Annotated in this window: 17 protein-coding genes and 2 riboswitches; of the genes, 9 read left to right on the plus strand and 8 right to left on the minus strand. The window is 62.3% G+C overall.

The annotated features are described in order from the left end of the window. Positions 1-206 precede the first annotated feature (206 nt). Genes gcvP through gcvT form a run of 3 tightly spaced genes read right to left on the minus strand, consistent with a single transcriptional unit; the run spans position 207 to position 4,597 of the window. Complete coding sequence (gcvP, locus tag FHT70_RS08800; RefSeq protein WP_183700349.1) at positions 207-3,071, minus strand: aminomethyl-transferring glycine dehydrogenase; 2,865 nt, start codon at positions 3,069-3,071, stop codon at positions 207-209. Further along, a complete protein-coding gene (gene gcvH / locus FHT70_RS08805) occupies positions 3,071-3,433 on the minus strand; it encodes a glycine cleavage system protein GcvH (RefSeq protein WP_064802805.1) in 363 nt (120 codons plus the stop codon). Before gcvH ends, gcvP begins: the two co-directional genes overlap by 1 nt. 27 nt (positions 3,434-3,460) lie before the next feature. Further along, positions 3,461-4,597, minus strand: a complete 1,137-nt coding sequence (gene gcvT / locus FHT70_RS08810; protein WP_183700351.1) for a glycine cleavage system aminomethyltransferase GcvT — start codon at positions 4,595-4,597, stop codon at positions 3,461-3,463. Between the two features lie 75 nt (positions 4,598-4,672). Beyond that, positions 4,673-4,753, minus strand: a riboswitch (glycine riboswitch). Then, positions 4,754-4,846: riboswitch (glycine riboswitch) on the minus strand. A 158-nt stretch (positions 4,847-5,004) separates the two neighbouring features. Between gcvT and FHT70_RS08815 the strand changes: the two genes are divergently transcribed. Together FHT70_RS08815 and FHT70_RS08820 are read left to right on the plus strand one after the other, a co-directional pair. Then, positions 5,005-5,385 (plus strand): hypothetical protein, encoded by a 381-nt coding sequence (locus tag FHT70_RS08815; protein WP_183700353.1) that lies wholly within the window; start codon positions 5,005-5,007, stop codon positions 5,383-5,385. Between the two features lie 72 nt (positions 5,386-5,457). Beyond that, positions 5,458-6,462, plus strand: coding sequence for a copper chaperone PCu(A)C (locus tag FHT70_RS08820; protein ID WP_183700355.1), 1,005 nt, complete (start codon positions 5,458-5,460; stop codon positions 6,460-6,462). Between the two features lie 74 nt (positions 6,463-6,536). Here FHT70_RS08820 and FHT70_RS08825 read toward each other — a convergent pair whose 3' ends face one another. Then, positions 6,537-6,803: a hypothetical protein gene (locus tag FHT70_RS08825; protein WP_183700452.1), complete on the minus strand. Its 267-nt coding sequence runs from the start codon at positions 6,801-6,803 to the stop codon at positions 6,537-6,539. 120 nt (positions 6,804-6,923) lie between these two features. Here FHT70_RS08825 and crcB point away from each other — a divergent pair, with 120 nt between their 5' ends. The 7 genes from crcB to FHT70_RS08860 all read left to right on the plus strand — a co-directional run bounded on the left by crcB (position 6,924) and on the right by FHT70_RS08860 (position 12,436). Next, positions 6,924-7,301, plus strand: a complete 378-nt coding sequence (gene crcB / locus FHT70_RS08830) for a fluoride efflux transporter CrcB (RefSeq protein ID WP_097599297.1) — start codon at positions 6,924-6,926, stop codon at positions 7,299-7,301. A gap of 87 nt (positions 7,302-7,388) precedes the next feature. After that, on the plus strand, positions 7,389-8,387 hold the full coding sequence (locus FHT70_RS08835) for an RluA family pseudouridine synthase (protein ID WP_085778268.1): 999 nt from the start codon (positions 7,389-7,391) through the stop codon (positions 8,385-8,387). Then, a complete protein-coding gene (locus tag FHT70_RS08840; protein WP_097599298.1) occupies positions 8,384-9,037 on the plus strand; it encodes an HAD-IA family hydrolase in 654 nt (217 codons plus the stop codon). Before FHT70_RS08835 ends, FHT70_RS08840 begins: the two co-directional genes overlap by 4 nt. A 9-nt stretch (positions 9,038-9,046) precedes the next feature. Further along, entirely contained in the window at positions 9,047-9,832 is a 786-nt protein-coding gene (locus FHT70_RS08845) for an ATP12 family chaperone protein (protein ID WP_183700357.1), read from the plus strand. 67 nt (positions 9,833-9,899) lie between these two features. Further along, entirely contained in the window at positions 9,900-10,358 is a 459-nt protein-coding gene (locus FHT70_RS08850) for a hypothetical protein (RefSeq protein WP_183700359.1), read from the plus strand. 36 nt (positions 10,359-10,394) lie between these two features. Beyond that, a complete protein-coding gene (locus FHT70_RS08855; protein ID WP_183700361.1) occupies positions 10,395-11,927 on the plus strand; it encodes an acyl-CoA carboxylase subunit beta in 1,533 nt (510 codons plus the stop codon). Between the two features lie 116 nt (positions 11,928-12,043). After that, entirely contained in the window at positions 12,044-12,436 is a 393-nt protein-coding gene (locus tag FHT70_RS08860) for a DoxX family protein (RefSeq protein WP_183700363.1), read from the plus strand. A 41-nt stretch (positions 12,437-12,477) separates the two neighbouring features. Here FHT70_RS08860 and FHT70_RS08865 read toward each other — a convergent pair whose 3' ends face one another. The 4 genes from FHT70_RS08865 to FHT70_RS08880 form a co-directional block, all read right to left on the minus strand. Further along, positions 12,478-12,792 carry a multidrug efflux SMR transporter gene (locus FHT70_RS08865; RefSeq protein WP_183700365.1) on the minus strand — a complete coding sequence of 105 codons (315 nt, stop codon included), beginning with the start codon at positions 12,790-12,792 and terminating at the stop codon, positions 12,478-12,480. A gap of 163 nt (positions 12,793-12,955) precedes the next feature. Next, positions 12,956-13,423, minus strand: a complete 468-nt coding sequence (locus FHT70_RS08870) for a YaiI/YqxD family protein (RefSeq protein ID WP_183700367.1) — start codon at positions 13,421-13,423, stop codon at positions 12,956-12,958. Between the two features lie 10 nt (positions 13,424-13,433). Continuing rightward, a complete protein-coding gene (locus FHT70_RS08875; protein WP_085778260.1) occupies positions 13,434-13,907 on the minus strand; it encodes a GNAT family N-acetyltransferase in 474 nt (157 codons plus the stop codon). Then, positions 13,907-15,034 (minus strand): S-(hydroxymethyl)glutathione dehydrogenase/class III alcohol dehydrogenase, encoded by a 1,128-nt coding sequence (locus FHT70_RS08880; RefSeq protein ID WP_183700369.1) that lies wholly within the window; start codon positions 15,032-15,034, stop codon positions 13,907-13,909. Before FHT70_RS08880 ends, FHT70_RS08875 begins: the two co-directional genes overlap by 1 nt. Positions 15,035-15,065: the final 31 nt, after the last annotated feature.

The following is a 15,065-nucleotide window of genomic DNA, read 5'->3' on the forward strand; positions in this document are numbered from 1 at the left end:
CCCGCACGCAAAACAGAGGTCGGCGGCAACATCCATCACAGGTGGAAACCGCCCATTTCGAATTGCTAACAGAGACTTGCTAAGAAAGGTTAAATTTGAACCCTGTGCCTCGCAGGGCTGTGTCAGGGATGGCACGAGCGGTGCATGGAAGGCCGAAGTGTCGGCAGCCCCTCCCGAATTCGTCAGGAAGGGCTTACCAAGTCATGTCATTCCGCCGCTTCGGCGTAGCTTTCCACCGGCGGGCAGGTGCAGATGAGGTTGCGGTCGCCGTAGACATTATCGACGCGGTTGACTGGGGACCAGTATTTGTCGACGCGGAAGGCGCCGGGTGGGAAGCAGGCCTGCTCCCGGCTGTAGGGGCGATCCCATTCGCCAACGAGGTCTTCGACGGTGTGCGGCGCGTTTTTCAGCGGGTTATTGGCCTTGTCCATGCGTCCTTCCTCGATGGCGCGGGCTTCCTCGCGGATCGCCAGCATCGCCTCGCAGAAGCGGTCGAGCTCGGCCTTGGTCTCGCTTTCCGTCGGCTCGATCATCAGCGTGCCTGATACCGGCCAGCTCATGGTCGGTGCGTGGAAGCCGCAGTCGATCAGGCGCTTGGCGACGTCGTCGACGGTCACGCCTGCGCTGTCGACCAGTGGACGCGTGTCGATGATGCATTCATGCGCGACGCGCCCGGTCTTCGACTTATAGAGCACGTCATAAGCGCCCTTCAGCCGGGTGGCGATGTAGTTGGCGTTGAGGATCGCCACCTTGGTCGCCTGGGTCAGGCCTTCGCCGCCCATCATCAGGCAGTAGCTCCAGGAGATCGGCAGGATCGAGGCCGAGCCGAAGCCCGCCGCCGATACGGCACCCGGCCGCCCATCGGTTTCCGGATGACCCGGGAGGTAGGGCGCCAGGTGCGCCTTGACGCCGATCGGGCCCATGCCGGGGCCGCCGCCGCCATGCGGGATGCAGAAGGTCTTGTGCAGGTTGAGGTGCGACACGTCGGAGCCGATGTCACCGGGGCGGGACAGGCCGACCATGGCGTTCATGTTGGCGCCGTCGAGATAGACCTGGCCGCCGTGCTGATGCACGAGATCGCAGATTTCCTTGACTGTCTCCTCGAACACGCCGTGCGTCGAGGGATAGGTGATCATGCAGCAGGAGAGGTTTGCTGCGTGCTCTTCAGCCTTGGCGCGGAAGTCGTCCATGTCGATGTCGCCGTTCTCACGGACCTTGACGACGACAACCTTCATGCCGACCATCTGGGCGGAAGCGGGGTTGGTGCCGTGTGCCGATGTCGGAATCAGGCAGACGTCGCGATGACCGTCGCCATTGGCGATATGATAGTTGCGGATCGTCAGCAGGCCGGCATATTCGCCTTGCGCGCCGGAATTCGGCTGCATCGAGAAGGCGTCGTAGCCGGTGACGGCGCATAGCTTTCCCGTGAGGTCATCCAGCATCTCGTGATAGCCGAGCGCCTGGTCCGATGGCACGAAGGGATGGATATCGGAAAATTCCGGCCAGGTGATCGGCAGCATTTCCGCCGTCGCATTGAGCTTCATCGTGCAGGAGCCGAGCGGGATCATCGCACGGTCGAGCGCGAGGTCACGGTCGGAGAGCCGCCGGATGTACCGCGTCATCTCGCTTTCAGCCCGGTTCATGTGGAAGATCGGGTGGGTGAGATAATCGCTGGTCCTGAGGAGGTCCTTCGGCAGGCGGTAGGAAGGCTCGAAATCCGCGACGGCGAAATTGCCGCCGAAGGCGCGCCATACCGCTTCGAGTGTCGCGGGCCGCGTGCGCTCGTCGAGGCTCATGCCGATCTTCGTTTCGCCGACCTTGCGCAGATTGACGCCTTCGGCGACGGCAGCGCGTAGGATCAGGCCCTGCATATGGCCGACATCGACAGTGATCGTATCGAAGAAGCTTTCCGGCTCGATCTGGTAGCCGAGTTTCTCCAGGCCCTTGGCCATCAGCACGGCCTTCTGGTGCACCTGCTGGGCGATCGCCTTGATGCCCTTCGGACCGTGGAAGACCGCATACATCGAGGCCATGACAGCAAGCAGCACCTGGGCGGTGCAGATGTTGGAAGTCGCTTTCTCCCGGCGGATGTGCTGTTCGCGGGTCTGCAGCGACAGTCGATAGGCGCGGTTGCCACGGGCATCGACGGAAACGCCGACGAGGCGGCCGGGCATGGAGCGTTTGATGGCGTCCTTGACCGCCATATAGGCGGCGTGCGGACCGCCGTAGCCGACCGGAACGCCAAAACGCTGCGAAGAGCCGACGGCTATATCGGCGCCCATCTCGCCCGGCGATTTCAGCAGCGTCAGCGCGAGAATATCGGCGGCAACGATTGCGATGGCGCCAGCCTGGTGCAGGCGCGCAATCAGGCCGGTGAAGTCATGCAGGTGACCGTGCGTGCCGGGATATTGGAAGATCGCGCCAAAGACGTCGACGGGATCGAGATCGGTGAAGGGATTGCCGACGATGACCTGCCAGCCAAGCGGCTCGGCACGGGTGCGAATGAGGGCGATGGTCTGCGGATGGCAATCGGCATCGACGAAGAAGGCTTTCGCCTTCGACTTCGAAACGCGCTCGGCCATCGCCATGCCTTCGGCGGCGGCGGTCGCCTCGTCAAGCAGCGAGGCGTTGGCGACGTCGAGGCCGGTCAAGTCGCAGATCATCGTCTGATAGTTGAGCAGCGCTTCGAGACGGCCTTGGCTGATCTCAGGCTGATAGGGCGTATAGGCCGTGTACCAGGCGGGGTTTTCCAGAATGTTGCGCTGAATGACCGGCGGCGTGATCGTGCCGTAGTAGCCCTGGCCGATCAACGAGACCAGCACCTTGTTCTTGTTTGCCGTCTCGCGCAGTTTGTCGAGCGCTTCGCGCTCGGTCATCGGCGCGCCCCAGACGAGCGGCGCCTTCTGACGGATGGCGGGCGGCAGCGTCGCGTCGATCAGGCCGTCGAGGCTGTTATAGCCGATCACCTTCAGCATCTCGGTCATCTCGGTCGGCGAGGGGCCGATGTGACGGCGATTGGCGAAATCGTAGGGCTGATAATCGGTGAACTGGAATTCGGTCGGCGTCGTCATTACGCGGTGAGCTCCTTGTAGGCGGCCTCATCGAGCAGACCATCGGCATCGGCGGGGTTCTTGAGCTTCAGCTTGAAGAACCAGCCGGCGCCTTGAGGGTCGGAGTTGATGAGCGAGGGGTCGGCGACGATCGCCTCGTTGACCGCGGTGATCTCGCCATCGAGCGGACAATAGACCTCGGAGGCCGCCTTGACGGATTCAACGGTTGCGGCGTCGTCGTTCTTGGCGAAGCTCTTGCCCACTTCAGGCAGTTCGACGAAGACAAGATCGCCCAACTGTTCGACGGCATAGGTGGTGATGCCGACGGTTGCGACATCGCCGTCAAGTTCGAGCCATTCATGTTCAGCGGTAAATTTCAGCATGGAAATATCCTCTAGGGAAACAGGGTTTCAGCGTTTGTAGGTCGGCTTGACGAAGGGCAGGGCGGAGACGGTGACCGGCAGGAACTTGCCGCGCACCTCGGCGTAGACAAGGGTCCCTACGGTCGAATGGGAGACGGGCACGTAGCCCATGGCGACGGGACCTTCGACGCTGGGGCCGAAGCCGCCCGACGTGACTTCACCGATTTCGACCTTTCCCTCGGCATCGGCGTAGAGCTTGGCATGGCCGCGCACCGGCGCCTTGCCTTCCGGCTTCAGGCCGACACGACGGCGGGCGGCGCCGTTTTCGAGTTCGGAGAGGATGCGGCCGGAGCCCGGAAAGCCGCCGGCTCGGGCCCCGCCCGTGCGCCGCGCCTTCTGCATAGCCCATTCGAGCGCTGCCTCGACCGGCGAGGTGGTCGTATCGATATCATTGCCATAAAGGCAAAGGCCGGCTTCCAGACGCAGCGAGTCACGGGCGCCGAGGCCGATCGCCTGGACGTCCGGATGTTCGAGCAACCGCATAGCGACATCTTCGGCCTTGTCGGCCGGGACGGAGATTTCGAAGCCGTCCTCGCCACTATAGCCGGAGCGCGAAACCAGGCAGGAAACGTCGTGCAGCCGGCAGTGGCGCACATCCATGAATTTCATCGCCGCGACGTCGGCCCAGAGCTCGGCGAGAACCTCGACCGCGCGCGGTCCCTGCAGCGCGATCAAGGCGCGGTTCAGAAGCGTGATGTCGCACTGGTCGCCGATGTGGGTCTGCAGATGGGCCAGATCGGCCTCCTTGCAGGCGGCGTTGACGACAACGAAAAGGTGGTCGTCGACATGGGTGATCATCAGATCGTCGAGGATGCCGCCGGTGTCGTCGGTAAAGAAGCCGTATCGCTGGCGGCCGGCCGGGAGCCCGAGAATATCGACCGGCACCAGGCTTTCCAGCGCCAGCGCCGCATCCTCATAGCTGCCCGACTTCGCCTTCACGATGACCTGGCCCATGTGGGAGACGTCGAAGAGGCCAGCCTCGGCGCGGGTATGAAGATGTTCCTTCATGACGCCCGCCGGATATTGCACTGGCATGTCGTAAGCAGCAAACGGCACCATGCGGGCGCCGAGCGAAAGATGCAGGGCATGCAGCGGGGTTTTCTTGAGGGCAGCAGTATCGTCCAAACGACGCCTCCGGGGTTTGCGCCTCTTATTAAGGCGCGGGCTCAAATCTGAAGGCGCGGCTGCGCGCTTCTCTCCTGAGCCCCCTCTGTCCCTTTGCCTGAGATTGTTATCCCTTCGGCGAGCGTTTCGAAAACGCTTCTCTCCAGAGTTCCGTCTGCCCCCTTGCTGGTCCTTTGGCCTGAGAGTTTCCGGGGCGGTTGCTCCTTCGGCACCGGTGGCAGAAGCACCGGATTCTCCCAACAGGGTTGGCCGCAATTATCCGGCGGGCGCAGCGCTTGGCAAGGCCAAATGTCGTGACCTGACAAATTTTTGTCGCCAAAGTCAGGGAAGGGCGCGATCTGCGGCAAATCTGCTTTTGCATTCGGCTGGGAAAACGGCTATCGCGACATGCTGTTGAAGGGGATCTCATGCGGCAGACAGGACTGAAAGCGACGCTCTTCCTGCGCATGCTTTGCGCCTTGGGCCTACTTTTGCTCGGATTCACCCATCAAGCGCCGCAGACTGTCGCTTCCGATGGTTATGATGCCGCGGCCTACGTGCTGCCCGACGGCAGCTTTGCCTCGCTCTGCGTCACCGTGAAGGAGGCCGGAGGCAAGACTGTCGGCTTCAAGCCGAATTGCGAAGCCTGCCGGCTGTCTGCATCGGTGATCCTGCCGACGCCGGATGCGGGTTGGTGGCTCGAGCGCAAGCTCGCCTCGCTCGTCAATCCGCCAATCGAGACTGCAGCCGTTGTCACCGTCAGTGCCGTCAGCCGACCGAATTCGCGTGGACCTCCCACCCTCATCTGATCTGCCTCCGCAACCTATGACGCAAAATGCCGGTTCGCCCGAAGAGGGCCGCGGCCGGCGAGGAGATATCCGATGAAAACAATCAAGACTTTAGCGCTTGCCGCGCTTCTTTCCGCAACCGCCTTCGCAGGCGCCGAGGCGCATGTCACCTTCCTCGACAAGGAGGCGAAGCTCGACAGCACCATTCTTGCGACGCTGCAGGTGCCGCACGGCTGCGATGGCAAGGCGACCACGGAAGTGCGGGTCAAACTGCCGGAAGGCTTCGTCTTCGCCAAGCCGCAGCCGAAGGCCGACTGGGAACTCGAGGTGATCAAGGGCGATTACCAGAAGAGCTACGACAATCACGGCGACAAGGTGAAGGCGGGCGCCATCGAGATCCGCTGGAAGAACGGCAATCTTTCCGATGATTTCTACGATACCTTCGTCATCCAGGGCAAGGTGTCGGGCGTCGAAGCCGGCAGCTCGCTTGCCTTTCCGGTGACGCAGCTGTGCGGCGATAAGGTCACGGCCTGGGATCAGGTGGCCGGAGAAGGCGGCGATCCGCACGCGCTTAAAAGCCCGGCGCCGCTGCTGAAAATCGTTGCCGGTGATGATCATGGCCACGACCATGACGATATGGCCGGGATGAACATGTCCGGAATGTCCCCCATGCCCGGCATGGACATGTCGGCAGCAATGCCAGCCGGCGACACAGTCAAGGCCGGCGACCTCGAAATCTCCGGCGCCTTCGCCAAAGCGATGCTGCCCGGCCAGCCGGTCGGCGGCGGCTTTTTCACGGTGAAGAACAACGGCAAGATGGATGATCGCCTGCTCTCCATCAGCTCGCCCGCGGCGGGCGAGGTTCAGATCCACGAGATGGCTACCAAGGACAATGTCATGCGGATGCGCCAGCTGAAGGATGGCATCGCCATTGCCGCGGGCGAAACGGTCAAGCTCGAGCCCGGCGGCCTGCATCTGATGTTTCAGAAGGTGAAGACGCCATTTAAACAGGGTGACACGGTGCCGGTGACGCTGAGCTTCGAGAAAGCCGGCAAGGTCGATCTGGTGCTGCAGGTGCTGCCGGCCCAGGGCAAGTAGGGCCGGCCGATTCACACAGAGAGCCTGCGGTTGCGATTACAGTCGCGGGCTTTCTATTGGAAGCGGCTTGTCTGTTAGACATCCTCGTAGGATTGCAGCGCCTGCCGCAGGCCTGTCTGTGGTTGCTGGTTGCCCTTTGCCATCAGGTCGAGCGCCACCTCCGTCGACTGAATGATGCTGGAGGGCTCCTCGGCCTGATCGGACGCCCCGCCGTTCAATTGCCGGTCAGCGATGCGCTTTGCATCACGCGCCGCCGTGCTCGTAGCGACGCGCTGGGGGATCCTCAGCGATTCGAAGGCAATGGCGGCGCTGTTGGCCGATATGGACAGGAGCTGCGTCATGCCATCACGATATTCGCATGGTCTTGGTGCCATCGTAACAAAATCATTGGCATTTTACCGAGTGGCAAGAATCCGCGCGGTTCCATTGGAGTCGTCGCCGAACTGAGGTAAATCCGGCTTATGATTCAGGCTCTCCTTGTCGCGCTGGGCGGCGCAATCGGTTCCGTCCTCAGATATTATGTCGGCCAATGGGCGCTAAAGCTCATGGGACCGGCCTTTCCCTGGGGCACTCTTGCCGTCAATGTCGTCGGCTGCTTCGTCATCGGTGTCTTCGCCGAACTGGTCGCGCGGAAGTTCAACGCATCGATGGAACTGCGCCTGCTGCTGATCACCGGCTTTCTCGGCGGCTTCACCACCTTCTCTGCTTTCTCGCTCGATGCCATCTCGCTCTTCGAGCGCGGCGAGGCTGTCGCCGGCGGCCTCTACATAGCAGCCAGCGTCGGCCTTTCGATGGCGGCCGTGTTCGCGGGCCTCGCCATCATGCGCGCTTTGGTCTGATTCCGGTTTCCGTTTTGCATGAAAATGCTCTAAGGCTGCGGCAAGAACGCCGGCTTGGCCCGCGCTGCAATTTCCGAAAGACTATTCATGGCTGGCATAGAACATATCAAGGTTGAAGCCGACGAGGCGGGCATGCGGCTCGATCGCTGGTTCAAGGTTCATTTTCCCGGGCTGGGCTTCGGGCCGCTGCAGAAGCTGCTGCGCTCCGGCCAAATACGTGTGGACGGCGGACGGGTGAAATCGGATGCACGCGTGCAGCCCGGCCAGACGGTACGCGTGCCGCCGCTCGATGTCGACGCCAAGCTGAAAACCGGGCCGATCGCCGGCAAGGATCTCAAACATTCCACGGATTTCGACCTCCTGTCACGCATGGTGCTGCACGAGGACGAAAAGGTGATTGTCCTCAACAAACCGCCCGGCCTTGCCGTCCAGGGCGGCTCCGGCGTCGCCAGGCATATCGACCAGATGCTTGAGGCCTGGACCAGCCCGAAGGGCGAGAAGCCGCGGCTCGTCCACCGCCTCGACCGCGATACGTCAGGCGTGCTCGTCATCGCCCGTACCCGGGGTGCGGCACAGAAGCTGACCGCCGCCTTCCGCGAGCGCGATACGAAGAAGACCTATTGGTCTCTGGTCAAAGGCGTGCCGCGCAAGCGTGAGGACAAGATTTCGACCTGGCTCGTCAAAGAGCCGACCGCTGATGGCGACCGCATGCGCATCGCCAAGCATGGCGAAGACGGCGCCGATCATGCCGTGTCCTACTACCGCATCGTCGAGACGGCGGCGCAACGTCTCGCCTGGCTGGAGATGGAGCCCTATACAGGGCGCACGCACCAGCTGCGTGTCCATGCCTTGCATATCGGCCATCCGATCATAGGCGATCCCAAATATTTCGACGACGATCCGAACTGGGATTTTCCCGGCGGTATCCAGAAGCGGCTGCACCTGCACGCCCGCCATATCGACATCCCGCATCCCTCAGGGGGGCGCCTGCGCGTCACCGCGCCTCTGCCGCCGCATATGGTGCAGAGCTGGAACCTGCTCGGCTTCGATGAAAATTCGGCTCCCATCCTGGACGACCAAGAATGAAACTTGCGCTTTTTGATTGCGACGGCACCTTGGTCGACAGTGCCGGGCTTATCCATGAAACCATGCGGCGCACCTTCGAGAAGTTCGGCAAGGCTGAGCCGCGATTTGAGGACACCAAGGCCATTATCGGCCTGTCGCTGGATATCGCCATAGCCCGCATGCAGGGCAAGCCGCACGTCGAGCAGGAAGACGTCGAGATGACGGCGCATTACAAATCGCTGTTTACCATCGTGCGTCAGGATCTCGAGTACCGGGAGCCGCTGTTTGCCGGAATCCGCGAGATGATCGATGCGATCAGCGGCCGCGAGGATCTGCTGATCGGGGCGGTGACGGGTAAATCCCGCCGCGGTTTGAAGCTCGTAATGGACACGCACGGCTTCGACAGGCATTTCGTCGTTGCGCGCACCGCCGACGACTGCCCCTCCAAGCCGCATCCGGCAATGGTGACGGAATGTTGCGACGAAACCGGGATGAATGCCGCCGATACCATTGTCATTGGCGATGCGGTTTACGATATGCAAATGGCAAAGGCTGCCGGCGCAAAAGCGATCGGTGTTGCCTGGGGCTATGCCAGCGTGGATGAACTGATCGCCAACGGCGCCGATGCGATCGCCTATCATCCGAACGAGATATTGCGCCATTTTTCTTGAGGTGAGCCCATGCGCGATCTGCTGAACGATCTTTCCGAGGGTCTGAGCCATCCCGATCCCATCCGTCGGGCGCAGATCCAGATGAAGAAGCCGCTGCCGAAGCGTTTCTATACCGACGTGGCGGTCGCCGAGCACGAGGGCAGCTTCGCGATCACGCTCGACGGCAAGTCGGTGCGCACGCCGGCACGGCAGGTTCTTGCCGTTCCCACAGTGGCGCTCGCACAGCTTGTCGCCGCCGAATGGCGTGGGCAGGGCGAGGAAATCGATCCGGTCACCATGCCGGTGACCCGGCTGGTCAACACCGCGCTCGATGGCGTGGCAACCAATACGCAGGCCATTTTCGAAGACATTCTCCGCTTTTCCTCGAGCGACCTCATCTGCTACCGCGCCGACACGCCGGAGCTGTTGGTCGAGCGCCAGAGGGAGCGTTGGGACCCGGTAATCGACTGGGCGGCCCATGATCTCGGCGCCCGTTTCATCCTCGTCGAAGGGGTGATGCCTCACGAACAGCCGCGAGAGGCGACCGCGGCCTTCGCCGTGACACTGGCGCGGCATCAGAGTCCCATGGCGCTCGCTGCCCTCCATACGGTCACGACGCTGACCGGCTCGGCGATCCTGGCGCTCGCGTTTGCCGAGGGCCGGCTGACGGCGGAGGCGACGTGGTCGCTTGCTCATCTCGACGAAGACTGGACGATCGAGCATTGGGGGCGGGACGAGGAAGCCGAGGAGCGAAGAGCCAAGCGCTTTGCCGAGTTCAAGGCGGCAGCGGATGTTTTTTTCGCCCTAAGCGCCTGAAACATATTGCCTTCTCAGACATTATGGCGAAATCTGCGACTCCAACGGGGTGGTGCGGGATTTTGCGATGGATTGGCTGAGATCGAGTTCTTGCCGGACCGTGCTCGTCTGTATTGCGCTGACGGCCTGCGGCAGCCTCTCGGCCAACAAGCCGAAGGCACCGCTCTATGATGTGCGCAGCGCTGTCGTTCTCTCCGGCCCGAACATCCCCGCCGAGCTGCTTGCCGGGATCAACGAGCGCGTCAATGCCGCCATCAATGCAACGATGCGCGACACCGTGCTGCCGCGGGTAGTGCTGACAATTCGCGTGGTTTCGATTGAGAAGGGACTCGGTTTCCAAAAGGACCGCAACGTCGCCAAAATCAGGGTTGACGCGGCTTCGGTCGACGACGGCTCGGTGATTGCCGTCAGCGCCTTCGACGTAACCAGTATGGCCGCCGACCCGAAACTTGCCGACGACATCATGGCCGAGGACGTCGCGGCACGGATCCGCTCGGTTTTCTCGCTCAGCGGACGCAGCCGCTAGCGCATATCGACCGCGAGAGCGGCGAGGGGAGATCGCATGAAGGAAATTCTCGAAGAACTGGAACGCCGCCGCGGCATCGCGCGTCTCGGCGGTGGCAAGGAGCGGATCGATGCTCAGCACAAGCGCGGCAAGCTGACGGCGCGCGAGCGCATCGACCTCTTCCTCGACGAGGGCACCTTCGAAGAGTTCGACATGTTCGTGGAGCACCGCTCCACCGATTTCGGCATGGATAAGAGCCGTATCGCCGGCGACGGCGTCGTCAGCGGGTGGGGCACGGTCAACGGCCGCACGGTCTTCGTCTTCGCCAAGGACTTCACCGTCTTCGGTGGCTCGCTTTCGGAAGCGCATGCCGAGAAGATCATGAAGGTGCAGGACATGGCGCTGAAGAACCGCGCGCCGATCGTCGGCATCTACGACGCCGGCGGCGCCCGCATCCAGGAAGGAGTCGCCGCGCTTGGCGGTTATGCCGAAGTCTTCCAGCGCAATGTGCTTGCCTCGGGCGTCATTCCGCAGATCTCGGTGATCATGGGCCCCTGCGCCGGCGGCGACGTCTATTCGCCTGCGATGACCGATTTCATCTTCATGGTGCGCGACACCTCCTACATGTTCGTCACCGGTCCCGATGTGGTAAAGACCGTGACCAACGAGACGGTGACAGCTGAGGAGCTTGGCGGCGCTACGGTGCACACGACACGCTCATCGATCGCCGACGGCGCCTATGAGAATGATGTCGATACGCTGTTGCAGGTGCGCCGGCTGATCGATTTCCTGCCGCTTTCGAACACGTCGCCGGTGCCGGAGATCGAATGTTATCAATCGGTGACCGAGACCGATGCGTCGCTTGACACCCTAGTGCCGGCGAGTGCCAACAAGCCCTACGACATCAAGGAACTGATCCGGAAGGTGGCGGACGAGGGGGATTTCTTCGAGATCCAGGAGAGCTTCGCCAAAAACATCGTCTGCGGCTTCGGCCGCGTCGAGGGCTCCACGGTCGGTTTCGTCGCCAACCAGCCGATGGTGCTGGCCGGCGTGCTCGACAGCGACGCCTCGCGCAAGGCGGCGCGCTTCGTGCGCTTCTGCGACTGCTTCAACATTCCGATCGTCACTTTCGTCGACGTGCCGGGCTTTCTGCCGGGCACGGCGCAGGAATATGGGGGCCTGATCAAGCACGGCGCCAAGCTGCTCTTCGCCTATGCCGAGGCGACGGTGCCGAAGCTCACCGTGATCACCCGCAAGGCCTTTGGCGGCGCCTATGACGTGATGGCGTCGAAACATCTGCGCGGTGATTTGAATTATGCCTGGCCGACTGCGCAGATCGCCGTGATGGGCGCCAAGGGTGCCGTCGAGATCATCTTCCGCAAGGATATCGCCGATCCGGAGAAGATCGCCGCCCATACGAAAATGTACGAGGACAGGTTCCTGTCGCCCTTCGTCGCTGCCGAGCGCGGTTATGTCGACGAGGTGATCATGCCGCATTCGACCCGGCGGCGGCTGGCGCGCGGTCTGAAGATGCTGCGCAACAAGGATCTCGCCAATCCCTGGAAAAAACACGACAACATCCCGCTCTGATATCTGGCCGCGTTGCCTGCTGTCGAAAAAGTGAACGGCCGTCAGCGATCCGTGTGTTCAATCGCGGCCGGAGACGGGCTAACGCTCGGCTGCAATTTCTTTAATGGAGAGGTTTAATGTCAACTTTCGAGCGTCTTTCCGCCTATCGCCCCTATGGGCTAGCCGCTCTCAGAATCATCACCGCGCTGCTGTTTATCGAGCACGGCACCATGAAGCTTTTCGCCTTCCCGGCTGAGCAGATGCCGGGCTCGCTGCCGCCGTTGATTCTTTTCGCGGCTCTTCTGGAGCTTGTCGGCGGAGTTCTTATTCTCGTCGGCCTGATGACGCGGCCCGTGGCCTTCCTGCTGGCCGGCGAAATGGCGGTCGCCTATTTCATGGCACATGCGCCGAAAAGCTTCTTCCCGGCCCTCAACCAGGGCGACGCGGCGATTCTGTTCTGCTTCGTCTTCCTCTACCTGTTCTTCTCGGGTGCCGGCGCTTTCTCCGTCGACAACCGTAAGGCAGCGTGAGCGATTGCTGAGGGGCGTCGGTGACGCCCATCAAGCTTATTTCAGGCTGTCAGCTTGAGACCGGCGATGCCGCCGACGATTAGCATGATGCAGGCAAGGCGGGAGACGCTTGCCTGATCGCCGAGCAGCCAAATGCCGAGGAGCACGGTGCCGACCGTGCCGATGCCGGTCCACACCGCATAAGCGGTGCCGATCGGCAGGTACTTCACCGCCAGGCCGAGCAGGACGACGCTCACCACCATGGAAATGACAGTCAGCGCCGTCGGCAGCGGCCGCGTGAAACCCTCGGTGTATTTAAGGCCGATCGCCCAGCCACATTCAAAAAGCCCAGCGAGAAAAAGCAGAAACCAGGCCATACGCCTCTCCTTGTTCAAGAGCGAGGCCGTCCCCGCGACGGTGCATCCTCAGGACGCCGCAGTCGTCTGCGATAGTGCCTATATCAGTGAGGGAACGGCTGTCTTCAAGGTAGGAATCGGCATGGCTGCCATGCCACCCGTTTCTTGCCAGCCGCCAAAGAGGTCATGACTGGCCGCCGGCCTCGGCGGAAAGTTTCTTGGCGCGGCGGCAGAGGCGGTCGAAGGTTTCGAGGAAACGCGAGCGGTCTTTCGGGCTGAAGGCGGCGTTGTAACCTTTGCTTTCCCCGGTTTCGCGCAAATGTGCACCAAGATCGCGCATGGCGCTCGCCATGCCGATATTGCTCTCGTCGAAAACACGCCCGGTCGGACCGCTGACGAAGGCGCCGGCGGCGACGCAGCGCACGGCAAGCGGCACGTCGGCGGTAACGACGACGTCGCCGGCGCTGGCGCGCTCGGCGATCCAGTTGTCGGCGGCATCGAAGGCGTTGGAGACGATGACGTTGTGGACCATCGGGTCGCGGGACGGGCGCAGGCCGGAATTGGCGACGAACGTGACTTCGAGGCCGTGGCGTTCGGCAACCTTCAGGATCTCCGGCTTCACCGGGCAGGCATCAGCGTCGACATAGATCATGGCGGTGTCCTCATGCCATCTGAATGGCCGGCCGTCTGACCATATCGATATGGGGAATGCCGTCTTCCAGATATTCCTGCGACGTCCCGACAAAGCCGAAGGATTCGTAGAAGCGGCGCAGATGGGCCTGCGCTGACAAGGCAATCGGATTTGCCGGATAACGCCGCTCACAGGCGGTGATCGATTCACGCATCAATGCGTCGCCCAGACGTTTGCCGCGATGGGCAGGCGAGACGACGACGCGGCCGATCTTGGACGGGTCCTGCGGCTCATGCGGTTTGAGGATCCGCGCCGCCGCCAGGAGGTCACCGCCCTCCAGCAGTCTGAGATGCAGGGCATCGATGTCCTTGCCGTCGAGTTCCGGATAGGGACAGTTCTGCTCGACGACGAAGACATCGACCCGCATTCGCAGGAGGTCGTAGAGCTCCCGCGCGGGGAGCTCATCGAGAGTCCTCAGATCGACCCGGTAGCTTGCTGCAGGCATCAATAGACCACCACGCCGCGGATGCTTTCACCCCTGTGCATCAGGTCGAAGCCCTTGTTGATGTCTTCGAGCGGCATGGTGTGGGTGATCATCGGATCGATCTGGATCTTGCCCTGCATGTACCAGTCGACGATCTTCGGCACGTCGGTGCGGCCGCGCGCGCCGCCGAAGGCGGTGCCCATCCAGTTGCGGCCGGTCACCAGCTGGAACGGCCGTGTCGAGATTTCCTGGCCGGCGCCGGCCACGCCGATGATGACCGATTTGCCCCAGCCGCGATGGCTGGCCTCCAGCGCCTGGCGCATGACCTTGGTGTTGCCGGTGCAGTCGAAGGTGTAGTCGGCGCCGCCGATCAGGTCGCCGTTACGCTTGGTCATGTTGACCAGATAGGGCACGATGTCGTCGCCGACCTCCTTCGGATTGACGAAATGCGTCATGCCGAACTTCTCGCCCCAGGCCTTGCGATCCGGGTTGATATCGACGCCGATGATCATGTCGGCGCCGGCAAGCCGCAGGCCCTGAATGACGTTCAGGCCGATGCCGCCGAGCCCGAAGACGATTGCCGTCGATCCGACCTCGACCTTGGCGGTGTTGATGACGGCGCCGATGCCGGTGGTGACGCCGCAGCCGATGTAGCAGACCTTGTCGAAGGGCGCGTCTGGGTTGATCTTGGCGAGCGCGATCTCCGGCAGCACCGTGTAATTGGCGAAGGTCGAGCAGCCCATATAGTGATGGATCTTGTCCTTGCCGATCGAGAAGCGCGAGGTGCCGTCCGGCATGACGCCCTGGCCCTGGGTGGCGCGGATGGCGGTGCAGAGATTGGTCTTGCGCGACGTGCAGGAATAACATTCACGGCATTCCGGCGTGTAAAGCGGAATGACATGGTCGCCCTTCTTGACCGAGGTCACACCCGGGCCGACATCGACGACGATGCCGGCGCCCTCATGGCCGAGGATGGCGGGGAACAGGCCTTCCGGATCGGCGCCCGACAGGGTGAAATCGTCGGTGTGGCAGATGCCCGTCGCCTTGACCTCCACCAGCACTTCGCCGGCCTTCGGCCCCTCCAGCTGCACGGTCATCACTTCAAGCGGTTTTCCAGCCTGAACGGCTACGGCGGCGCGAACGTCCATCTTCCTATCTCCTGCTAATTTGTCGGTTCCC

The organism is Rhizobium sp. BK049, assembly GCF_014193135.1.
GTDB lineage: Bacteria > Pseudomonadota > Alphaproteobacteria > Rhizobiales > Rhizobiaceae > Rhizobium.